The sequence below is a fragment of the Neorhizobium descurainiae genome (genome assembly GCF_051400715.1).
Classification (GTDB): Bacteria; Pseudomonadota; Alphaproteobacteria; order Rhizobiales; family Rhizobiaceae; genus Neorhizobium.
Window position 1 is genome coordinate 1 of sequence record NZ_JBLFFK010000034.1, and the last position, 22,405, is coordinate 22,405.

Consider the following 22,405-nt stretch of genomic DNA (forward strand, 5'->3'; position numbering starts at 1 on the left):
AGACCATCGGTCCAGACGAGTGCACCAATTATCTTGTCAATGCCGGATACGCTTCAAATAAAACATGAAACGCTCTAGAGTTTCTAATTTCTAAATCAGTGAGGGATCGGATAGCTTATATTTCACGCTTTGGCTATCGCCAAGGCATGCGGTTCTTGAGGAGCGCCGCCGCACACCAAGGGAGGTATCATGAAAGCTCTATTTGCAACAGCAATCGCCGCCGCGATCGCGCTGGGATTTCAGGCTCCGGCGGCATCGGGCCAGGATAAGTGGCCAACCAAGCCGATCACCCTGATCGTTCCTTTCGCTCCGGGCGGAAATACGGATCTTATCGCAAGAACGATCGCGCCGAAGCTGAGCGAGAAGCTGGGGCAATCGGTCATCGTCGAAAATCAACCCGGGGCCGGCGGCACAATCGCCACCACCGCGCTCAAGTCCGCCGCGCCGGACGGTTATACAATGGCGATCGGAGACATCAGCACACATGCGATCAGCCCGCATGTCTACAAGAACCTCACCTATGATCCGATCAAGGATTTCCAGCCGATCATCCAGATCACATCCGTTCCCCTGCTTCTCGTCGTCAATCCTCAGATCAAGGCAAACACGGTTGAGGAACTGATCGCCCTGGTGAAGAAAGAGCCCGATAGTTTCTCCTACGCTTCTTCCGGGAACGGATCGCCTCAGCATCTGGCCTTCGAATATTTCAAGAGCCTTGCCGGGATCAATCCGGTTCATATCCCCTATAACGGCTCCGCGCCCGCATTGACGGACGTAATTGCCGGCCATGTGCAGATGATGATCGACGGGACGGCCGTGCCTCACGTGAAGAGCGGTGCACTTCGGGCACTTGCGGTGACGGGTACCGAACGGTCGCAGGCCTTGCCGGATGTCCCAACCATGGCCGAAGCAGGCGTCAAGGACTACGCCTTCGCCTCCTGGCACGGGGTCTTTTACCCAGCCGGCGTGCCGGCAGAGATCGTCACCCGCGTGAACGCGGCCCTCGATGAAGCCATCAAGCAGGATGACGTCAAGAATCGCTTCGCAGAGCTGAACATCGGTATTGCCGGCGGCTCTTCAAAGCAGTTCGCGGACTTCGTGGCCACAGAAAACGACAAGATGAAACAGCTCGTCGAAGCCTCTGGCGCGGCGAAAGACTGACAGGTCTCAAAATATCATGAAACATACTCATCCAGAGGATGGGCCGGTTCGGCCCAACGTCCTCTTCGTGACCGTCGACCAGTGGCCGGGCAATCTGCTCGGCTGCGCGGGCCACCCGGTGATCGAGACGCCGACGCTCGATCATCTCGCCTCGATCGGTACACGGTTCTCGCGCGCTTATGCGGAATGCCCCATCTGCATTCCTGCCAGACGCTCGATCATGACAGGGACGAGCCCGCGCCGTCATGGGGATCGCGTGTTTCAGCCGTCGCTGCGGATGCCGTCCGACCTGCCGACGCTTGCCGCTACCTTCGGCAGCAACGGATATCAGACTCAGGCGATCGGCAAGCTTCATGTCTTTCCCCAGAGAGACCGCATCGGATTCGATGACGTCCTGCTGGCGGAAGAAGGGCGAGGGGCGCTTGGCGGAACGGACGACTACGAGATGTTTCTGGCCGACAAGGGATATGCCGGCCAGCAATTCATGCACGGGATGAGCAACAATGAATACAGTTGGCGTACCTGGCATCTGCCTGAAGAGTTGCATGTCACCAACTGGACCACGTGGGCGGCGGCTCGCAGCATCAAGCGGCGCGACCCGACGCGCCCCGCTCTCTGGCATGTTTCCTACACGCCGCCGCATCCGCCGCTGATACCGCTCGCGAGCTATTTCGAGCGCTACAGAGCGCGCGAAATGGACGAGCCTTTCGTCGGCGCCTGGGCGGAAGATACGGAGGCGCTGCCGCATCCGCTGAAGCTGACGCGCGATTACTGGGCAAAGCTGCCACGGGCTCAGCTTGCCGATATGCGCAGGGCATTTTACGCGCTTTGCACGCATATCGATCATCAGATCCGCATCCTCATCGGGACGCTGCGCGAGGAGCATATTCTCGACAACACGGTAATCCTGATCACCAGTGACCATGGAGACATGCTGGGCCATCACGGTTTCTACGCGAAGCGCCTGATGTACGAAGGTTCGGCTAACGTTCCGATGATCCTGGTCGGAACTGCTTCCGACAGACGGGTCGGCAGAGCTGCGGTGGATACCCGTCTCGTCGGACTGCAGGACGTCATGCCGACCCTGCTCTCGCTCTGTGGTCTGGCGATACCTGGCACCTGCGAAGGGCGCTCCATGGTCGGCGACAAACGGCGCGACTTTCTTTACGCCGAGGCCCTCTCAGGGGCGAAGGCCATGCGGATGGTCCATGACGGTCGTCACAAGCTGATCTGGTATCCCGCAGGTTCGCACTTCCAGCTCTTCGACCTCGAAACCGATCCGCAGGAAATGCACGATGTGTTCGAGGACGCATCCTATGCGGAAGTCGTTTCAGCTCTGCAGCAGCGTCTACGGGAAGAGCTCTACGGTGAGGACCTGCTCGCAATCGACGGACAGGAATTCCCGGGCGTGCCCGTCCCAAGCCATGACGTGGAGCCGAACCGCGGCCTCTCGGGACAGCGCGGCCTCCATTTTCCGGCGCCGCCTCTGCAGGATCCCTCAAAGGTGGTCGGAGGCGTTTGATCATGCACGTATTCATGGGCATCGACCGTTTGGCGGGACTGGTCTTCATTCTGCTGGGTGCGATCTTCCTCTGGCTCGGTCTTGGTTTCGGCTTCGGATCCATGCTGCGCATGGGACCGGGCTTCTTTCCCGTCATCCTTTCCGGTTTGCTGATCGTGGCCGGTCTCGTGGTCTTGGTAAGAAGTTTCGTGGCTGACGAGCCAGTCAAGATGCCGCGGTTCGGCCCGATGGCGCGAGTGCTTGGTGCCATGGTCGTTTTCGCCGCTTTCATGCAGCCCCTGGGCAGCTATCTGACATTGCCGGGGGTCGTTGTCTTGGCCGCGTCCGCAAGCCCGGCCTTTCGCTGGAAGCCCACGCTCTTCCTGGCAGCTGGCTTGACGCTTTGTTCCGACCTGATCTTCCGCGTGGCCCTTGGCCTGCCGCTTCATGCCGTCGGCACCTGGATCGGAGGCTGAGACATGGAACTGCTCTCCCATCTTGCATTGGGTTTCGAAACGGCGCTGACGCCGCTCAATCTTTTCTATTGCTTTGCCGGCGTGCTGATCGGGACCCTGATAGGTGTCCTGCCCGGGCTGGGGCCGGCGCCGACCGTCGCCATGCTGCTGCCGCTGTCATTCGGCCTGCCACCGGTCTCCGGCTTCATCATGCTGTCCGGCATCTTCTACGGCGCGCAGTATGGCGGATCGACCACCGCAATCCTCATCAACACGCCTGGCGAGTCCTCATCCGTTGTCACGGCGCTCGACGGTTATCAGATGGCTCGCAAGGGGCGAGCAGGGGAAGCCCTTGCTATGGCGGCCTTGGGATCGTTCGTCGCCGGGACCATTGCCACTTTCATCATCGCCCTGCTTGCCCCGCCTCTGGCGAGGGCTGCACTGCTCTTCGGACCGGCGGAATATTTCTCGCTGATGGTTCTTGGCATGATCGCGGCTATCGCCCTTGCCCACGGCTCCATTGTCAAGGCGATCGCCATGGCGATCCTCGGTCTGCTGTTCGGGCTCGTCGGCACGGACGTCACTTCCGGCGTGCGGCGGTATACGTTCGGAATGCTGGATCTCTATGACGGCATCGCGATCGTTGCACTGGCCATGGGCCTGTTCTCCATCGCCGAAGTCCTGCGCAATCTCGACAATCCTGCCGAACAGGATGTGGCGGTGGTGCAGATTACCGGTTTGGCGGCGGGGCTCGCCCGGTTTCGCGAAGCTCTGGGATCCATCCTGCGCGGCACGGCGATCGGTTCGGTACTCGGCATTCTACCGGGGGGAGGGGCCACGTTGTCGTCGTTTGCCTCCTACGCGATCGAGAAGAAGATTTCCCGAGAGCCGGAAAAGTTCGGCAGCGGAGTTCTCCAGGGGCTTGCAGGGCCTGAATCCGCCAACAATGCTGGTGCGCAGACCTCCTTCATCCCGATGCTCACGCTTGGCCTGCCGTCCAATCCCGTCATGGCCCTGATGATCGGCGCCCTGATGATCCACGGCATCCAGCCGGGTCCGAACGTGATCTCGGAACAGCCGGCGCTGTTCTGGGGCCTCATCGTTTCGATGTGGATCGGCAACGCGATGCTCGTGGTGCTCAATCTCCCGCTGGTCGGGCTCTGGGTGAGGCTTCTGACGTTTCCCTATCATCTGCTTTTCCCCGCGATCGTCGTCATCACCTGTATTGGCGTGTTCAGCTTCTCCAATTCTATGTTCGACGTATGGATGCTGATCATCTTCGGAGCGGCAGGCTATTGCTTTACGAAATTGCGATGTGAGCCTGCACCGATGTTGCTCGGTTTCATCCTGGGACCGATGATGGAGGAGCATCTTCGTCGCGCGCTGCTGCTGTCGCGTGGCAACGCGATGGTATTGATCGAACGGCCGATCAGCGCAGGGATGTTGCTCATCGCCGCGCTGTTGCTGATCGCGCCGGCTCTTTCAATCGTGCGCAGGAGGCGGGAGGAGATATTCGCGGAGGAAAGTTAGACGCTTGGAGCAGGAGGCTGGCCGACCGGACCAGAGGCAAAGACGCGCCCTGTCACCTAGGTGGCTTCCGGTGCCGTGAGAATTGCCTGGGACGCCGCGGCAAGTTTGGTCGCTTCCCTGAGGAATTTCAGCATCACCTTGATCGGCGGGAAGTCCTTCGATGACTTATGATAGGTGATGCCGGTCGGAATGCTCCAACGGAAATCGGGCAGATCGATTTCGCGAAGCTGCAAAGCGGAATAGCTCCTCGCCAGCGGCACCGGCATGCAGGCGATGAAATTGTGCTCGACCAGCATCTTCAGGGCAATCTGAAGCGAATGGGATTCAAGCGCGAGCTGAGGAGCGGGAAGTCCGTGGCCTGCGAAGAAGCGATCGATCTTGCCGTTCGCCAATCCACCGCTGAACAGGCTTAGCCATGGAAAATCCAGGAGCTTCTGCGGCGTGATCCCGCCCCCCTTGAACAGCGGATGCTGGTGCGAGGCGAAGAGCGAGTTCTCCTGGTCATACAGGATGTCGGTGATGAAGTCGCGCCCGAGGCCATCGACCTCGCTCGGAACCCCGCCCGCATAGGCCCTGAGGTCGCCTCGCTGCAGGAACGGCAGCAGATCGGCTCCAACGCCTGTCGATACTGCGACCCGCAGGTTCGGGAAATTGGAGCGCAGGTCTGCCAGCATGTTCGGAAAATAGACTGCCGAATAGACCGGTCCGCCGCCGATGCGCATCTCACCGCCGAGGCCTCTCGTCTGCACCTTCAACTCGACGAGCGAGGCATTCCATGCGGCCTCTATCTCCCTCGCCCGATGCCGGAAGAGTTCTCCGGCCTCGGTCAGGCGCACCCCGCCGGGCATCCGCAGGAACAGCACGCAGCCGAGGTCCTGTTCCAGCAGGCGGATCGATTTGGTCAGCGCCGGCTGACTGACATTGATCGCCCGCGCCGCCGCATGGAAGCTGCCGTGTTCCGAAACACTCAGGAAATGATGCAGCCGCCAGATATGATGCATCGTCATGAGCGATATCCCCAGGTTATCGACATCGATGTGAGAGGTATTAGCGCAAGCCCTGGGCTACCGCTAGTTTCCGCTCATGGAGGATTGTTGATGCGCGCAGTTTTTGTGCTGTTCGACTCGTTGAACAGGCTTGCTTTGGGATGTTACGGAGGGAAGGTGGTCCCGACGCCGAATTTCGATCGGTTCGCCGCCCGTGCTCTGACCTGCGACAATCATTATGTCGGCAGCCTGCCCTGCATGCCGGCGCGGCGCGACCTGCATACGGGCCGTCTCAATTTCATGCATCGGTCCTGGGGGCCTTTGGAGCCCTTCGACAACTCCATGCCGGAGCTCCTGAAGAAGGGGGGCGTTCATACGCATCTGGTGACCGACCATTTCCATTATTTCGAGGACGGCGGGGCTACTTATCACTCCCGTTATTCGACCTGGGATTTCGTCCGCGGGCAGGAATACGACACCTGGAAGGCGCTGGTGGAGCCGCCGCTGGAGCGGTTCGGCAAGGAATATTCGAACAAGCACTACAACGGTCCAAACCAGGCAAATCGCCTGCAGCATCAGATCAACCGGGAATTCATCAGGCAAGAGAAGGATTTTCCCGCCGTTCAATGCTTCGACCGGGCTTTCGAATTCCTCGACAGCAATCGCGGCGCCGACAACTGGATGCTGCATCTCGAATGCTTCGACCCGCATGAACCCTTCTATACACCGAAGCGCTTCCGCGAAGGCCTGGAGACGAATTACGACGGTCCGATTATCGACTGGCCGAAATATGCGCCGGTGACGGAGAACGAGGACGAGGTCGCCGAGATCCGCGCCAACTATGCCGCGCTGGTTGCCATGTGCGACGAATATTTCGGCAAGCTGCTCGACTATTTCGACGAACACAACCTGTGGGACGATACTTGCCTCATCCTCACGACCGACCACGGTTATCTCCTCTCCGAGCATAACTGGTGGGCAAAGAACGTGATGCCTTACTACGAGGAGATCTCGCATATCCCCTTGATCGTGCATCATCCCGACCTCGGCGCACGCAAGGGCACACGCACGAAAGTGGTGACGCAGACGCCGGATCTGATGCCGACGATCATGAAGCTCTTCGGCCAGGAGATTCCCTCAGAAGTGCAGGGAATGTCGGTTCTCGAACTCGTCGAAAGGGAAGACCAGGAGAGATCGGTCATCTTCGGCATGTTTGGCGGCGCGATCGGCGTCACGGACGGCAGGCATACCTGCTTTCTCTATCCGCCCGATCTCGACGACGAGAACCTCAGGGAATACACCCTGATGCCGACGCATCTGCACAGCTTCTTTGCGCTCAATGAGCTGAAGACTGCAGAGCTGCACGAGCCGATGGATTTCACCAAGGGCCTGCCGGTACTGAGCATCCGGGCTCTGAATGACGCGCGCCGACCGCCCGGCGGCGATCGCAAGCATTTCAAGAGCTTCAAGACGGCGCTTTATGACAATGTGGCGGATCCGTATCAGCAGAACCCGCTCGATGCGCCCGATGTGGAAGAACGCCTGAAAAGCGTCATAGCCACCATCCTCGCGCAGCATTCCGCAACGCGGGAATTTTTCGAATGGATGGGTTTGGAAAAATCGTGAGCCAGACTTCGATTCAGGGAGGAGAAATCGACATGTTCGAAAGAAAAGATGGCAGATATACCAGAAGGATGGTGGGTAAATTGCTGGCCGGCCTGTCTCTGGCGGCGTATCTGACTTCGCCGGCATTCGCGCAGGATGCTCCGACAATCAGGATCTTGATCAGCCAGTCGCCCTGGCTGAACTCGTTCGTGTCTCTGGTCGATGAGTATCAAAAGGAAACCGGCACCAAGTTCCAGCTCGACGTGACGCCCTTCGGCGGCATGGTCGACAAGATGCGCAATTCTGTGCGGGCGCAGCAGGGCTCCTACGATATCATCAATATCAACGCCCAGAGCCTGGCCGAGATCTATGCCGGCGGTTTCCTGAAGCCGCTCAAGGAGATCGATTCCGGCTTCACACTGCCGGACGGGGTGGTGGATTTCGGCGGCTCGGCCTATTGGAACGCCCAGACCAACAGCTTTGACCCCAAGGGCACCCTTTACGGCGTACCCACCAACGGCAATGTCCTGGTCCTTTACTACCGCAGTGACCTCTACAAAGAGGCCGGGCTGAAGGTGCCTCAGACTTGGGACGAGCTCGTGGAGAACGCCAAGGCGCTCCATAAACCCTCCAGCCAATACGGATTCGTATCTCGCGGGACCCGCGAATCCATCCTCTTCGATTTCTCGCCGGTTCTTTGGAGCTATGGCGGAAGCTTTTTCGCGGATCCGGAGAATGGCGACCATTCAGTGACATTAAACAGCCCGCAGAGCCTGCAGGCGCTGGAGATGTTCATCAAGCTCAACAAGGAAGTTGGCACTGGAAATGCGGGGGCTCTTGAACAGGCTGAATTGATCCAGCTTCTGTCGACAGGCAAAGCGGCGCAGGGCACGGCGGTCATTGCCGCTGTCGCCGACCTGCAGGACCCGAATAAGTCGATCGTCACTGATACGATCGAGACTGCACTGCTGCCGGCAGGACCGAACGGCAAGCATGCATCCGTCGCCGGCCAGTGGATGGCTGGCATCCCCAAGAATATCCCGGAAGCCAACCAGAAGGCTGCGGTGGACTTCCTGAAATGGTTCCTCCAGAAGGACACGCAGGTCGCCTATACGGAAGCGGGTGGCATCCCGATCCGGAAAGATCTCGGCGACACGAAGCTGGCAGAAGATCCGGCATACCGCTTTATCAAGGCGTTCTCGCAAAATGCGGATGTTGCCAAGATGAACACGCCTCTCAAGGAAGGCGTGCGAATAAAGGAAGCGATTTCGCTCTATCTCAATCGCGCTCTCATCGGCGAGATCTCTCCCAAGGATGCCTTGAACGGAGCCGCAACCGAGGTGAACCAGATTCTGACGGCGGCTGGCTATAAGCTCACTCCTCCCAAGATGCTGTGAGCAGCCGGATGTCCGGGATACCCGTCCCGGACATCCCATCCATGGAGTAATCTTTCACGATGGCGACACGTTCCTTAGACGCGGCGAGAATCGAACGCGCTAATCTCTGGTGGAGGATCGGTTCCCTTGCGCCAGCAATCATCGTCCTGGCCCTTCTGTCCATCTGGCCGGTCTTCAATCTCGGCTATCTCAGTCTGTCAGACGTCAAGTGGGTATCCGGCACGGCGGTCGTGGACTTCGTCGGGCTGCGAAACTTCCACGAGCTGTTCACCGGGGAGGCCGTCTACTGGGCGGGTGTGAGAAACACGATCATCTTTGCGATCTGCGCCGTGACGTTGCAGATGATCTTCGGCTTCACGATGGCGCTTGCGGTACGCCGCGCCTCGAAGATCGGCAGAAGCGTCCTGACTGCGATCTTCCTGCTGCCGATCGTCATCCCTCCGATCGTCATCGGTGCCATGTGGCGACTTCTGCTCGGCCGCGATTTCGGCATCATCAACACACTGCTCACCTTCCTCGGCCTGCCGCAGGTCGACTGGCTGGGTGATCCCAGGTTCGCATTGATGTCCGTCATCGTCGTGGATGTCTGGCATTGGACGCCATTCGTCTTCCTGCTGACGCTGGCCGGCTTGGAATCTCTCGATCGGGAAGTATTCGAGGCAGCGAAACTGGATGTCAAAAGCCGCTGGCAAGAGCTGCGCTATGTGACGATCCCGCTGATGATGCCGACCATTCTCATCACGCTGGCATTCCGCATGATCCTCTCCTTCAAGGTCTTCGACGAAATCTTTCTCCTGACGGGCGGCGGTCCCGGCACGGCGACCGAGGTGATCAACTTCTCCATCAACCGCGTCTTCTTCGCGCAGGACCGAGTAGGCATGGGATCGGCCATGTCGCTCGTGACGATCTTTGGCGTCGCCGTCTTGATCGTGCTCGCCAACACCGTCCGTCGTCGACGCCAGCAGAGGGCAGCCGCATGAATGCCAGAAGAAACCTCGGCAGCATTGGCGGGAACCTGATCGCCTGGGGCTATGCCCTGATCATTCTCGGCCCGATGGTGTGGATCCTGTCCAACTCGTTCAAGCGGCAGATCGACATCCTGATGGGCACGACCATCGCGCCAGTAACGCTCATCAACTACCAGCAGATCATCAACTCCAGGCAGTCCCATTTCCTCTGGAACCTGTGGAACAGCGCCGTCGTCTCGGTGACCTCGACGCTCCTGGTGCTGATCATCGCGACGCTTGCCGCCTTCACGGTGGCGCGGCTGCAACCGCCGCGCTGGGTGAGCTTCATCCTTCTCGGCTGGGCGCTGATCTTCCACATGCTGCCGACGCTCACCTTCGTCGGCTCCTGGTACGTGATGTTCACCGAGGCCGGCCTGCACGGCACCTATACGGCGCTTATCCTCGCGCAGATCGTGCAGGGACTGCCGATGGCGCTGTTCCTGATGATAGGCTTCGTCATGAACATCCCGAAGGAGCTCGTGCAGGCGGCACGGCTCGACGGCTGCACATACGCTCAGGTATTCCGCCATCTCATCCTGCCCTTGTCGCTCGGCGGCATGGCGGCTGCCGGCGCGCTCACCTTCATCTCCGCATGGAGCGATTTCGCCATCGCGCTCAATCTTTCCAGCAAGGATACGATGACCGCCCCGGTCGCGATCGCGACCTTTGCCCAGGAGCACCAGATCCTCTACGGCCAGATGGCGGCGGCATCCATGCTCTCAATGATCCCGGCACTGGCATTCATCATGTTCGGGCAGCGTTTCGTCGTGCGCGGACTGCTCGCCGGCGCCGTCAAATAGGAACACCCATGGCACACTTGCAGCTTCAGAAAGTCGGCAAATCCTACGGCGCGGTCGAGGTCATCCCCGGCATCGACTTCGAGATCAATTCCGGCGAATTCCTGGTCTTGGTCGGTCCGTCCGGCAGCGGGAAATCGACCCTTCTCAAGATGATCGCGGGGCTTGAGGAAACCACGTCCGGCAAGATCCTCGTCGATGGGGAGGACATCACCCATCTCGACCCGTCGGCGCGCGACCTCGCCATGGTGTTCCAGTCCTATGCGCTCTATCCGCACATGACGGTGAGGGACAACATGTCCTTCGCGCTGAGAATGCGCGGCGAGGACCCGGCAGAGATCGACCGGCGCGTCAAGGAAGCAGTCGTCATGCTCGACCTCGGCGGGCTGGAAGGCCGGAAACCAGGGCAGCTTTCCGGCGGTCAGCGCCAGCGCGTCGCCATGGGACGCTGCGTGGTGCGCAATCCGAAGCTCTTCCTGTTCGATGAGCCGCTCTCCAACCTCGACGCCAAATTGCGCGCCCAGACCCGCATCGAAATCCGGCGTTTGCACGAAAGGTTGAACGCGACCTCGATCTTCGTGACCCACGACCAGGTGGAGGCGATGACCATGGCGGACCGCATCGCGCTCCTGAAGGACGGCAAGCTGCAGCAGATCGGCTCGCCGCAGGACCTCTATCTCCGGCCGAAGAATACCTTCGTCGCGACCTTCATCGGCACGCCGGAAATGAACCTCATGCCTGGCCAGATCGAGACGGTCGAGGGTGTGTTCCAATTCGGCGGCATGCAGTTGCCGGCCTCTCAGGAACGGCAGTCCAGGCTTACTGCCGCGATGAAGCCCGGCATGCCGGTGAAGGTCGGCATCCGGCCGGAGCATTTCGAGATCGTTCCGGCGGGCACGAAGGGGGCACTGGAGATCAAGGTCAATGTGGTGGAATGGCTGGGCCATGAGATCTTCATCTTCGGCCAGTCCTCGTTCGGAGCGATAGGTGTCCGGGTGCCTGAAGGCATGGCGGTGGCGCCTTCAGCCAAAGACGTCCTGAGTATCAGGCCGGTTTCGGACCGCTGGCATGTGTTCGATGCCGCAAGCGGCGACAACCTCCTGGCCGAATGAACAACGGGCCGGCAAAACGCGAGGTGCTCAGATGGTAATGTTGTTCGGCCAGATTTTTACGAAGCAGGAGCTCGGGCGGGTCTTTCCCGATCTCATGCATGTGGCGGGTTTCAAGAGGCTGACGATCGATGACGGCTCCGGCCGCGGCATGCGGCTCCTGCAGATCGACAGTGGCGGCGGGCTGCGCATCGACCTCCTGCCGGATCGCTGCTGCGATATCGGCCAGGTCTGGTGCGACAACATCCCCTTCGGCTGGATCAGCCCGATGGGAACATCCGCACCCCATGCGATCGGTGAGAATAACGCTCTCTCTGGCCTGATGGCGACATGTGGCTTCGACCATATCCGCCAGCCGGAGACCGACGAGGGCCGCCGCTTTCCCCTGCACGGCAACATGGTGCATATGCCCGCGACGATCATCGCCACCGATACCGTCTGGGATGGCGATGAATGCCTCTTCCGGGTCAAGGCGGAAATGACCCAGTTCAACCTGAACCATGGCGCGATCCGGCTGCAGCGGCATATCTACGTGCCCCTTGGCGGCCGTTCTCTGGTCGTTTCCGACCGTGTGACGGTGCTATCCGGTAATCTGCCGGTCATGGCGATGTACCACATCAACCTTGGCTTTCCGGCCGTGACGCTGGCGAGCACGGCGAGCCTAAACGGCGAGGATATTTCCCAGGATTGTCTGGCGGAGAACAATATCCAGACCCGATCGTCCGGCGCGGCCGTATCGGAAGTCGAGCTTACGGCGGCAGCCGATGGCGGTGCATGCTTCCGCCTGAAATATGACGGGCGGAAATTGCCTTTCCTGCAGACCTTGCGCAATGCCCGCGAAGGGATAAACGTGTTCTGCATCGAACCTGCGACCCACGACCGCCTGCCGCGAAAGGAGTTGCGCGAGACGGGAGCGCTGGTGCCAACGCCGCGTGGCGGCTCGCACATGTTCCTTCTCGAAATGCTTTTCGACAGCGGCAGGTAGTTTTTTTCAAGGTGCAGTTCGCCGAGATGGAAAAGTTCGGGAAAATACGATGAGCGGATGCTGTTCGGCCGTCAGCCGAAACAATGGGAATGAAAGACCGGGCGAAGCGGCGAGGATTTCGTCGCGGGGCAAGACTGGCGAAGTGATCGCGGTCAAGGGCGGCGAGACGTTTGTCGGCACCAACGACCCGGTCATACTCGTTGACGGCGAAGGACCCGAGCGCAAGATCACCGTCAACGATTTCCTCCTCGAGGCCGAAACCGTGACCGTCGCGCGCTTCGCGGAGTTCGTCGAGGCGACAGGCTATGTCACGGAAGCGGAGAAATTCGGCTGCGCCGCTGTATTCGTGGGATTGCTGAAAGATAGGGAACTCGCAGCCAATAACGTTGCAGGCACTCCATGGTGGGGGCGGGTTGACGGGGCCATCTGGAACGCACCGGAAGGGCCAGGCAGTTCTGTCGAGGACAGGATGGATCATCCGGTGACGCAAGTCTCCTGGAATGACGCCATGGCGTTTGCGCAGTGGGTCGGCGGACGCCTTCCCACGGAAGCGGAATGGGAGCATGCGGCGCGGGGCGGCAATCGCCGCCGCCGCTATCCTTGGGGCGACGAAGAGCCGACGGACACGAAGGTTTTCTGCAATATCTGGCAGGGCCGGTTTCCGCAGCAGAATACGCTGGTGGACGGATTTTTCGGGACGGCGCCGGCGCGTAGCTTCGCTCCGACCGATGACGGCTTCTACAATCTCGCGGGCAACGTCTGGGAATGGACGAGTGATCCGTTCCGCGTGCGCTCACTCTCACGCCAGGCGAAGATCCGCAACGAACAGGCCAGGAAGAATGCGGACAAACTGCTCAAGGGCGGCTCGTTCCTCTGCCACAAGAGCTATTGCTATCGCTATCGGATTGCCGCCCGCATGGGACTGTCACCCGATAGCGCCTCCAGCAATACCGGCTTCCGCGTCGCCTATGATATTCGGTCAGGGGAGCGTGGGGGCATTTGATCGGATCGGGGGAAGAAGGATCGCTTGCGGCAACCCGCCTCCCTACCATGGAAGTATCTGGCCGTTATAGTTGTAGAACGTCCCCGTCTGATGCGGGCCTGCCTCATTGATGACCTCGCGCATCCGTTCGACGCTCGCAGCGATCGACAGGCCGCCTGAGCAGTCGGGAACGACATTTCCGGGGTGGATGCTAAGCACGCATATCTGTCGGGGGATGAGATCTATCGCCAGGCTTTTCATGATCATGTTGAGGCCTGCCTTGCTCGACCGATATGCATAGGACATGCCCGTGTTGTTGAGGCTTAGGGAACCCATCCGACTGGAGATGAACGCGATAACCTTCTGATCGCTTCGCGCGACATGCTCGACAAACGCTCGCGACACGATCAACGGCGCGATCAGGTTGACCTCCAGCATCTTCCGCCAAAGATGGGCATCCGTCTCTTGCAGCGAAGGATGCGGTCCGGGAATACCCGCGTTGTTGATAAGAATATCGATCGGCGAGTTCTCAAGTCTCTTCGCCAGCGTCTCGACTGCTGCGTGATCCGTCACGTCGAGCCTTGTCAGCTCCACATTTGAGCCGAACGCATGCCTTGCCGAGAGCTTCTCAGGATCAAGGCAGGTTGCTATCACCCGATAACCTCGCGCCGCATATTGGATCGCGAATTCTTCCCCAAGGCCGCTGTCGCAGCCGGTGATCAAGACGGTGGGCATCCCTTCTTCCATAGCGGTTAACCAAAGTGCAAAACATAGCTTTCAGCCGGTCGTTCCAACGGACATGGAGTCGGCGATGCGAGCAATTGGTAGCGTTTTCATACTTTCTGTCAAGTTGTAAATTCACTTGACATACCAGTGGATTGCTGGAAAAATAGGAAATGTAAACGTTACCGGAAATTTGTGAATCGTCTTGAAAAAGCCCCTTTCCCGTCGCCCTAAAATGGCTGATGTCGCGCGTCTGGCGGGCGTGTCGGTGACGACGGTTTCGCGTTCCTATAACGAGCCGGATGCCGTTTCCGAGAAGATAAGATTGCGGATTGTCGATGCCGCGCGCTCGCTCGCCTATGTGCCGAACGTGATGGCGGGAAGCCTGGCTGCGGCCCGCAGCAAGACGGTTGCCGTGGTTGTGCCGACCCTCAACAATTCAGCATTCGCGCTGATGTTGGAGGAAATGACCAAGGTGCTCAACGAGCACGGCTATCAGGTGATGGTCGCCTCGAGCGACTATTCCATCGAACGGGAGGAGGAGCTGGTTAAGTCGCTCCTTTCCTGGGCGCCTGCAGGCATTGTCTTGACCGGCCGTCATCATACGCGCGGCACATTGCGGCTGCTCGTCGAAGACGGCCTGCCTGTCGTGGAGGTCGGTGAATATCTGGAAGGTGCTATTGACAGCAATATCGGCTTTTCCCATCGGGACGTCGGCCGACGTGTAGCGCGGCATTTCGCAGGTCTTGGAATTCGTCGCTTTGGCCTGGTCGTCGTCGCGCTTCCCGGTGACTATCGTGCGGCCGACCGCGGGAACGGCTTCAAGGATATCGTGATCGGAGAAGAAGCCCATCTGGAAGAGTTTTCGCTGGCCCAGCGCGCTTCATCCAAAGGAGGCGCTGCCGCATTCGCCGATCTGATGACGCGTGCCGACCGGCCGCAGGCGATCTTCTTTTCCAATGACATCCTCTGTCTCGGCGCGCTCTTTGAAGCGGGTCGGCTCGGAATTCGAGTGCCCGACGACGTGAAGCTCTGCGGTTATGGAGATTTCGATTTTGCCGCAACGACGTCTCCGCCGTTGAGCTCCGTTCGCCCGCCGGATCGCGAGATCGGCCGGCGTGCGGGAGAGCTGCTGCTGATGAGGTTCGGCGGCCGTGGCGAGGCTGTTTCGATAGATCTCGGTTTCGAACACATCGTCCGGGGATCGGGTTAGCCATTGTCGAGTTCCAGAAAACGGTGCGCCTCCTGGGAGCAGGACGGAAGGGAGGCGGCATGCGGTGTCAAAGAGCGATGCTGCAGCCCCACAAGGCGGAGGATCAGATGACCAAGACTCAACAACGGCCCAACATTATTTTCGTCATCACGGATCAGCAGCGCTTTGACACGATCGCTGCCGGCGGTTTTCCCTACATGAAGACGCCGACACTCGACCGGATGGTCCGGGAGGGCACGTATTTCCGGCAGACATATGTAACGTCGCCGTCTTGCGCGCCGTCGCGAGCGAGCCTCTTCACCGGCGTTTATCCACACACCAATGGTGTTTTCCGGAATGACGAGCCGTGGGCCTTCAGCTGGGTGCAGCAATTGGCGGAAGCCGGATACCGCTGCGTCAACGTGGGCAAGATGCACACCGCGCCGTTCGAGGATTCCTTCGGCTTCCACGAGCGGCACGTGGTGGAGAACAAGGATCGCGCGACGGTCCGCCTGCCGTATTTTTTGGACAATTGGGACAAGGCGATCTGGGCCCGTGGTTTTGAAAAGCCAAGCCGTGTGACCTATCGCCGACGTGAGGATTATCGGTCTTCGCTCGGCGCCTTCGTCTGGGACCTTCCCGACGATCTCCACTCGGACAATTTCGTTTCCCAGCTTGCTCGGTTGTGGCTGGATTCATACACCGGAAACGAGCCGTTCTTCCTGCAGGTCGGCATTCCGGGACCGCATCCGCCCTACGATCCGACCCAGGAATATCTCGAGCTCTACGCCGATGCCGACCTGCCCGAGCCAATCCTGAGCGATGAGGACATAGCCGGGCAACCGGCCGCGCTTCGGAAGCTGCGCGAGCAGCATCTCGCCATCGATCACGACGCGGTCGTGCATCTGCCTCACCCGACGAAAGAGCAGTTGCGGCGCCAACGGCAGCACTATTTCGCGAACGTCTCGATGATCGACGCCCAGATGGCGAAGCTCATCGAAGCGGTCGAGCGGCGCGGCGTGCTCGATGATACGATCATCATCTTCACCTCCGACCACGGCGACAGCCTCAACGACCACGGCCACAGCCAGAAATGGTCGATGTACGAGCAGAGCGTCCGCGTGCCGGCGATCGTCTGGGCGCCCGGACGTGTGGCGGAGGGCAGGGTGGTCGACGATCTTGTCTCGCTCTTCGATTTTGCGCCGACCATCCTGGAGCTCGCCGGCCTGCCGGTTCCGGCCTGGATGGAGGCTCAATCGCTGCTGCCTTATCTTAGTGGCGAGGAATGCGAGCCGCGGAAATTCATCTTTTCGGAACATGCCGGCGACCGGATATTCAGCGGCACCGAGTTCATGACGATGATCCGCAGCCAGCGTTACAAGCTCGTCCATTTCGTCGATAGTGACGAAGGGCAGCTGTTCGACATGGATAGCGATCCGAAGGAGATCAACAACCTCTGGAATGATCCTGCACACCAGTCGACCAAACAGGAACTGATCACGGAAATCCTGAAATGGCGGATCAGAAGCGCGCTCAAGACCCAGGAATGGACTCTCGCAAGCGTCAGGCTCGGCGCCAATTCCGGGCGCACACCGGTCAGCAATGCCCGCCAGGGCGGAGAATAGCTTTAGAAGCCGGGCAGGCGCGTCTTAAAACTGATTCCAGACTGCATTCCTGCCCGGTGGTGTTCTTACGGGCCTTAAATGATCCCCCGCCGGGTGCTTTCGCGGACGATAAGCTGCCAATCGACAACTGTCGTGTTCGGCTTCGCATCGTTGATCCGGGCGACGATCGCTTCGGCGGTCAGCTTGCCGATCCTTTCCCGGTCCGGGCGGATCGTTGAAAGGGAGGGGCTGACACACGCAGCCGCTTCGTTGTCTCCGAAGGCCATCACGCCGATATCCTCTGGCACGCGTTTGCCGAGTTTGTTCAGCGCGCGGAGAACGCCGAACGCCACCACGTCGCTGTTGCAGGCGATGGCATCGATCTCAGAGTTCCGTTCCATGAGCTCGATGGTCAGGCCCTCCCCGAGTTCAGGGCTGCCGCCCTGCTGCGCCGTATACTTGACGATTTCAGGTAGGCCTGCCGCGGCAGCCGCTGCTTCGAGCCCGCTCAGGCGCTTCTGGGCGCGCTTGTCATTCTCGCGGACGCTGCCGACGAAGGCGAGCCGCCGATAACCCTGGGCTATCAGGTGGTCGGCCTGTGCGGCGCCAACGCGTGTATGATCGAAGCCCACAGCGGTATCGATTATCGCGCCGCCCGTGTCCCACATTTCGATGATCGGGATGCCTGAGGCTTTCAGGAGCTCCACCACTTTCGGGGGATGGTCGACGCCGATGATGGCGACTGCTGCCGGGCGCCAGCTCAGGAGCGAACGGACAAGCCGCAGTTCCTGGTCGGCATCATATCGGGTGTTGGCCAACATGACCTGGAGGTCATGTTCCAGAAGCGCCGACTGCAGAGAATCGATGATGCTGGCGAATTCCGAATAATAGAGCGACGTCACGACAACGCCGACAATGTCGGACCGTGTGCCGGAAAGCCCTCCGGCGAGCCGGTTCGGAACGTAGTTCAGCTCTTCCATGGCGGCATTGATCCGGCGGCGAAGCTCGATCCGGACCGTGTTCGGCGCGCGTAGCGCACGCGAAACCGTATTGACCGAAACGCCTACCCGTTCCGCGATCGAGGCGAGGGTGGGGACGTTGCGTGCTTCTTTGTCAGCCATGCCCATGTTCACTCCGAAGTCAAAAAAGCGCTCAAGTGATCGTTGCGTTACCGTTAACTTTGTGCCATCGTTTTGAGGGTGAGGCAAGCGGAAGAGAGGCAAAAGCCAATTTCCTTCGCTTGGGGGATGAATTGACACAAGCCGGAATCGGCGGCGTGGAGGAGCAGGACATATGGCTGAAAGGCCAAACATCATTCTGATCATGACGGACCAGCAGCGCTACGATTCGATCGCGGCGCTTGGGTTTCCCTACGGGGTGACGCCCAATATCGATGCGCTCGTCGAGAAGGGTGTGACGCTGACCAATTGCCACATCACGGCGCCGAGCTGCGTTCCTTCCCGTGCAAGCCTCTTCACCGGCTATTATCCGCATACGACGGGCGTTCTGGCGAACGGCCAGAAATGGCAGCGGACCTGGGTCGAACAGCTTCGGGATGCGGGCTATCGCTGCGTCAATGTCGGCAAGATGCACACCATTCCCTACAATTCAGATTCCGGTTTCCACGAGCGTTACGTCGTGGAAAACAAGGACCGCTACATGGAGGGCCGCTGGTATTTCGACGAGTGGGACAAGGCGCTCGCCGCCAATGGCCTCGTCAAGCAGCAGCGCGAACTCTACCGCAAGCTCGACGACTACCGCGACCGGCTCGGCTGCTTCGACTGGGAACTGCCCGAAGAGCTGCATTCCGACGCTTTCGTCGGCAACATGGCGAAGTGGTGGGTGGACACCTATCCGCCGACCGAACCGCTGTTCCTGCAGGTCGGTTTCCCGGGGCCGCACCCGCCGTTCGATCCGCCGGCCCGTTATACGGAGCCTTATCTCAGGCGCAACGACCTGCCGCTGCCGAGGCCGACGAAGGGGGAGCTGGATTCGCTTCACCAAGAGCTGAAGGACAAGCGCCGGCACGACGTCGAGGTCGATCATGACTCCGTCGTCTGGAGCCTCGATCCGACGCCCGACCAGATGCAACGGCTCTGGGCGCACTACCTCGGCAATGTTACACTGATCGACGAGAAGGTCGGCGAACTGCTCGAGGCGCTCAAGGCCCGCGGTTATCTCGACGATGCGATCGTCATCTTCACCTCCGACCATGGCGAGTGCCTCGGAGAACACGGCCTGATCCAGAAGTGGTCGATGTACGACGTCGTCACACACGTGCCGACGGTCATCTGGTCGACGGCAAACCGGTTCGAGGGCGGCCGCTCGATAGAGGGGCTATGCCAGCTCTTCGACCTTGGCCCGACCATCCTTGAATATGCCGGCATCACCCCGCCAAAATCCTTCGAAGCGAAGAGCCTCAAGCCGGCGCTGGAGGGCAAGGACTGGACGCCGCGCGCCCATGTGTTCTGCGAGCAGATCGGCGATGTGGCGATGGCCGGCGGCGTGGAATTCATGACCGGGGTCAGAAGCGACCGGTGGAAGCTCGTCCACTTCAAGGGCTCGACCGACGGCCAGCTTTTCGATCTCGAAAATGATCCGAAGGAGGTGAAGAACCTCTGGAGCGATCCGGCCCATGCCGAAAAGAAGCAGGAGCTTCTGGATGTGATGCGCGACTGGCTGATCGAGTCGAACTTCAAGACGCGCGATGTCATGGCCGGTGCCCGATGATCCATCAATATCCGCAAGCCGGACAAGCTTTTGTGAGGGAGGCATGACCTTGTCAATTTCAACGACCGGGGAAAAGCCGGGACCCGCGCCGCGGCCGTCCCTGCTGTCGCGTCCGATGGGCATGCTGGCGATCAACATCGCCGCTGTTGTCGTCGGCATCTTTCTTTGGGCTGTCGTCACCGCACAGGGCGTCGTCGGTCTGCCGACGCCGCTCGCCGTTGCCAACCAGGCCGTCATCCAAGCGCAAAACGGACTTCTCTGGTCCGATGCGCTGGCAAGCCTCGGCCGCGTCTTCACGGGCTTCGCACTCGGGATCGCCGTGGCGATCCCCATCGGTTTCCTGATGGGCTGGTATCGCATCGCCCGCGGCATCATCGAACCTTATGTGCAGTTCTTCCGCACGATCCCGCCACTCGCCATCATCCCGCTGGCGATCGTCACCATGGGCATCGACGAGACCCCGAAGATCTTCGTCATCTTCCTGGCGTCCTTCCTGTCGAGCGTCGTCGCGACTTATCAGGGTGTCGTCAATGTGGACAAGACGCTGATCAACGCCGCTCGTGTTCTCGGCGCCAACGACTTCACCATCTTTCGGCGTGTCATCGTGCCGGCATCGCTGCCTTATATCATGGTCGGGGTGCGCATCGGTCTCGGCTCGTCCTGGGCGACCGTGGTGGCGGCCGAACTCATCGCGGCGCAGTCCGGCCTCGGCTTCCGGATGCAGCAGGCGCAGCTCTACTACGATCTACCGACCATATTCGTCAGCCTTGTCGCAATCGGCGTTCTCGGCCTCATCATGGACCGGATCGTCATGGCGCTCGATAACGTGCTGACCGCCTGGCAGGAAAAGCTATGAGCATCAAGATCTCGTTCCAGAACGTCACCAAGATATTCAACATTGCGGGGCAGACGTCCTTCAGCGCGTTGCAGGGTCTCAACCTCGATATCGAGGACGGCGAATTCATCACGGTGGTCGGCCCGTCCGGGTGCGGCAAGTCGACGGCCATGAACATCGCCGCAGGTCTCACCGATCCGTCGTCGGGCCAGGTCCTGGTCGACAACGTGCCGGTCAAGGGGCCAGGCCCTGAACGCGGCGTGATCTTCCAGCAATACGCGCTCTTTCCCTGGCTGACGGTCCGCGAGAATGTGGAATTCGGCTTACAGATCGCCGGCCACCCGAAGGCGGAGCGCCGCAGGATCGCCGATCACTTCATCGGCCTCGTGGGTCTGAGCGATTTTGCGGATTCGCTGCCGAAGACGCTCTCCGGCGGCATGAAGCAGCGCTGCGCGATCGCGCGTGCCTATGCCGTCAACCCGAAGATCTTGCTCATGGACGAGCCTTTCGGAGCACTGGATGCTTTGACCCGCGTCCAGCTTCAGGATCAGTTGCTCGCCACTTGGGAAGCGGAGCGGCGCACGGTCATGTTCATCACCCACGATGTCGACGAGGCGGTTTATCTGGCAAGCCGCGTCGTCGTCATGGCCGCCCGTCCGGGCCGACTTCACCGGATCATCACGGTCGATCTGCCCTATCCGCGCACCGAGGAGATGCGCCTTTCGCCGGAATTTTCGACATTGCGCAACGAGGTCTGGCGGTCGGTCTATCACCTGGCCGCAGCCTGACCCTGCCTTCACGATCGGCTGTCACAAGGAGGAATGAACATGCTGACGAGACGAAACCTGATGAAGACGACAGCGGCCATGGCCGCCGCGAGCGCGTTTTCCATCGGCGGAAGGGCGCGTGCCCAATCCGCCGACATGACCATCGGCTACATTGCCGATTTTCCGAATGCCAGCGTGCTCGCGATCGCTCAGGATCAGAAGTTGTGGGAAGCCGAAGGCATCGACCCTTCGATCAAGGTGTTCACCAACGGGCCGATCCAGATCCAGGCGATGGGCGCCGGCAGCCTGAACTTCGGCACGATCGGCCCCGGAGCGTTGTGGCTGCCTGCCAGCGGCCGCGCCAAGGTGGTCGGCGTCAACGATATCGGCTTCTCCGACCGTGTCATCGTTCAGGGCAACATCGCTTCGATTACGGATTTGAAGGGCAAGAAGGTCGGCGTACCGCAGGGCACTTCAGGGGACATGATCCTGCGCATGGCGCTGACCAAGGCCGGCATGACGATTGGCGACATCCAGGTCGTGCCGATGGATCCGGCGACGGTGGTTTCAGCTTTCACGTCCAAACAGATCGACGGCGCCGGCATCTGGTATCCGCTGATCGACACGATCAAGCCGCGCGTGCCTGACATGAAGGAGCTGGCCTCCAATCAGGATTTCTATCCGCAGACCTCGTTCATCAACACATTCGTCGCCCGCAACGAGATCGTCCAGCAGAACCCGGATCTCGTGAAGACATTCCTGCGCGTCATGAAGAAGGCGATGGACTATCGCGTCGCGAACCTCGACCGGTCCATCCAGATCACCACGGCCTTCCTCAACGCGCCGGCAGATGCGACCGACAAGGTCGCCCGCAGCCGCAGGATGCTGACCGGCAAGGAACTCGACGACTTCACGAAGGACGGCACGGTCAACAAATGGCTGACGGACTTCAACAAGATGTTCCAGGAATTCGGAACAGTGAAGGACCCGCTGCCGCCCGAACAGTTCTATACGGCTGACCTGTTCACCAGCGCGTAAA

At 60.1% G+C, this 22,405-nt stretch carries 20 protein-coding genes; 17 read left to right on the top strand and 3 right to left on the bottom strand.

The window, feature by feature from the left end; translation table 11 throughout:
- The first annotated feature begins 189 nt into the window (after positions 1-189).
- From ACMGE0_RS31380 to ACMGE0_RS31395, 4 genes are read left to right on the top strand one after another with little or no spacing between them, the layout of a single operon-like run.
- Positions 190-1,161, top strand: a complete 972-nt coding sequence (locus ACMGE0_RS31380) for a Bug family tripartite tricarboxylate transporter substrate binding protein (RefSeq protein WP_436819793.1) — start codon at positions 190-192, stop codon at positions 1,159-1,161.
- A gap of 16 nt (positions 1,162-1,177) precedes the next feature.
- Positions 1,178-2,683 carry a sulfatase-like hydrolase/transferase gene (locus tag ACMGE0_RS31385; protein ID WP_436819794.1) on the top strand — a complete coding sequence of 502 codons (1,506 nt, stop codon included), beginning with the start codon at positions 1,178-1,180 and terminating at the stop codon, positions 2,681-2,683.
- 2 nt (positions 2,684-2,685) lie between these two features.
- On the top strand, positions 2,686-3,138 hold the full coding sequence (locus ACMGE0_RS31390; protein WP_436819795.1) for a tripartite tricarboxylate transporter TctB family protein: 453 nt from the start codon (positions 2,686-2,688) through the stop codon (positions 3,136-3,138).
- A gap of 3 nt (positions 3,139-3,141) precedes the next feature.
- The gene (locus ACMGE0_RS31395) at positions 3,142-4,647 is read left to right on the top strand and encodes a tripartite tricarboxylate transporter permease (RefSeq protein WP_436819796.1); all 1,506 of its coding nucleotides are present in this window, start codon (positions 3,142-3,144) and stop codon (positions 4,645-4,647) included.
- Between the two features lie 56 nt (positions 4,648-4,703).
- On the opposite strand, the gene ACMGE0_RS31400 is transcribed toward ACMGE0_RS31395, so the two are convergent.
- Complete coding sequence (locus ACMGE0_RS31400) at positions 4,704-5,654, bottom strand: LysR family transcriptional regulator (RefSeq protein ID WP_436819797.1); 951 nt, start codon at positions 5,652-5,654, stop codon at positions 4,704-4,706.
- Between the two features lie 90 nt (positions 5,655-5,744).
- Between ACMGE0_RS31400 and ACMGE0_RS31405 the strand changes: the two genes are divergently transcribed.
- The 7 genes from ACMGE0_RS31405 to ACMGE0_RS31435 are packed head-to-tail and all read left to right on the top strand — an operon-like array spanning position 5,745 to position 13,536.
- Complete coding sequence (locus tag ACMGE0_RS31405) at positions 5,745-7,259, top strand: sulfatase (protein WP_436819798.1); 1,515 nt, start codon at positions 5,745-5,747, stop codon at positions 7,257-7,259.
- Positions 7,235-8,635: an ABC transporter substrate-binding protein gene (locus tag ACMGE0_RS31410; protein ID WP_436819799.1), complete on the top strand. Its 1,401-nt coding sequence runs from the start codon at positions 7,235-7,237 to the stop codon at positions 8,633-8,635. Before ACMGE0_RS31405 ends, ACMGE0_RS31410 begins: the two co-directional genes overlap by 25 nt.
- A gap of 59 nt (positions 8,636-8,694) precedes the next feature.
- Entirely contained in the window at positions 8,695-9,615 is a 921-nt protein-coding gene (locus tag ACMGE0_RS31415) for a carbohydrate ABC transporter permease (protein WP_436819800.1), read from the top strand.
- The gene (locus ACMGE0_RS31420) at positions 9,612-10,442 is read left to right on the top strand and encodes a carbohydrate ABC transporter permease (protein ID WP_436819801.1); all 831 of its coding nucleotides are present in this window, start codon (positions 9,612-9,614) and stop codon (positions 10,440-10,442) included. The genes ACMGE0_RS31415 and ACMGE0_RS31420 overlap by 4 nt, the downstream gene beginning before the upstream one ends.
- 8 nt (positions 10,443-10,450) lie before the next feature.
- Entirely contained in the window at positions 10,451-11,551 is a 1,101-nt protein-coding gene (locus ACMGE0_RS31425; RefSeq protein ID WP_436819802.1) for an ABC transporter ATP-binding protein, read from the top strand.
- Between the two features lie 31 nt (positions 11,552-11,582).
- Positions 11,583-12,533, top strand: coding sequence for a DUF4432 family protein (locus ACMGE0_RS31430; protein ID WP_436819803.1), 951 nt, complete (start codon positions 11,583-11,585; stop codon positions 12,531-12,533).
- Between the two features lie 49 nt (positions 12,534-12,582).
- Complete coding sequence (locus tag ACMGE0_RS31435) at positions 12,583-13,536, top strand: formylglycine-generating enzyme family protein (protein WP_436819804.1); 954 nt, start codon at positions 12,583-12,585, stop codon at positions 13,534-13,536.
- A gap of 42 nt (positions 13,537-13,578) precedes the next feature.
- Here the strand turns inward: ACMGE0_RS31435 and ACMGE0_RS31440 are convergent, their stop codons facing one another.
- Positions 13,579-14,262, bottom strand: a complete 684-nt coding sequence (locus tag ACMGE0_RS31440; RefSeq protein WP_436819805.1) for an SDR family oxidoreductase — start codon at positions 14,260-14,262, stop codon at positions 13,579-13,581.
- A 211-nt stretch (positions 14,263-14,473) separates the two neighbouring features.
- Here ACMGE0_RS31440 and ACMGE0_RS31445 point away from each other — a divergent pair, with 211 nt between their 5' ends.
- Entirely contained in the window at positions 14,474-15,451 is a 978-nt protein-coding gene (locus tag ACMGE0_RS31445; RefSeq protein ID WP_436819806.1) for a LacI family DNA-binding transcriptional regulator, read from the top strand.
- A gap of 107 nt (positions 15,452-15,558) precedes the next feature.
- Positions 15,559-17,055 carry a sulfatase family protein gene (locus ACMGE0_RS31450; protein ID WP_436819807.1) on the top strand — a complete coding sequence of 499 codons (1,497 nt, stop codon included), beginning with the start codon at positions 15,559-15,561 and terminating at the stop codon, positions 17,053-17,055.
- Positions 17,056-17,129: 74 nt separating this feature from the next.
- Here ACMGE0_RS31450 and ACMGE0_RS31455 read toward each other — a convergent pair whose 3' ends face one another.
- Positions 17,130-18,155, bottom strand: coding sequence for a LacI family DNA-binding transcriptional regulator (locus tag ACMGE0_RS31455; protein ID WP_436819808.1), 1,026 nt, complete (start codon positions 18,153-18,155; stop codon positions 17,130-17,132).
- Positions 18,156-18,327: 172 nt separating this feature from the next.
- Between ACMGE0_RS31455 and ACMGE0_RS31460 the strand changes: the two genes are divergently transcribed.
- The 4 genes from ACMGE0_RS31460 (at position 18,328) to ACMGE0_RS31475 (ending at position 22,404) form a co-directional block, all read left to right on the top strand.
- A complete protein-coding gene (locus tag ACMGE0_RS31460) occupies positions 18,328-19,764 on the top strand; it encodes a sulfatase family protein (RefSeq protein WP_436819809.1) in 1,437 nt (478 codons plus the stop codon).
- 115 nt (positions 19,765-19,879) lie between these two features.
- The gene (locus ACMGE0_RS31465; protein WP_436819826.1) at positions 19,880-20,620 is read left to right on the top strand and encodes an ABC transporter permease; all 741 of its coding nucleotides are present in this window, start codon (positions 19,880-19,882) and stop codon (positions 20,618-20,620) included.
- Positions 20,617-21,387: an ABC transporter ATP-binding protein gene (locus ACMGE0_RS31470; RefSeq protein WP_436819810.1), complete on the top strand. Its 771-nt coding sequence runs from the start codon at positions 20,617-20,619 to the stop codon at positions 21,385-21,387. The genes ACMGE0_RS31465 and ACMGE0_RS31470 overlap by 4 nt, the downstream gene beginning before the upstream one ends.
- A gap of 39 nt (positions 21,388-21,426) precedes the next feature.
- The gene (locus ACMGE0_RS31475) at positions 21,427-22,404 is read left to right on the top strand and encodes an aliphatic sulfonate ABC transporter substrate-binding protein (RefSeq protein ID WP_436819811.1); all 978 of its coding nucleotides are present in this window, start codon (positions 21,427-21,429) and stop codon (positions 22,402-22,404) included.
- Position 22,405 lies beyond the last annotated feature (1 nt).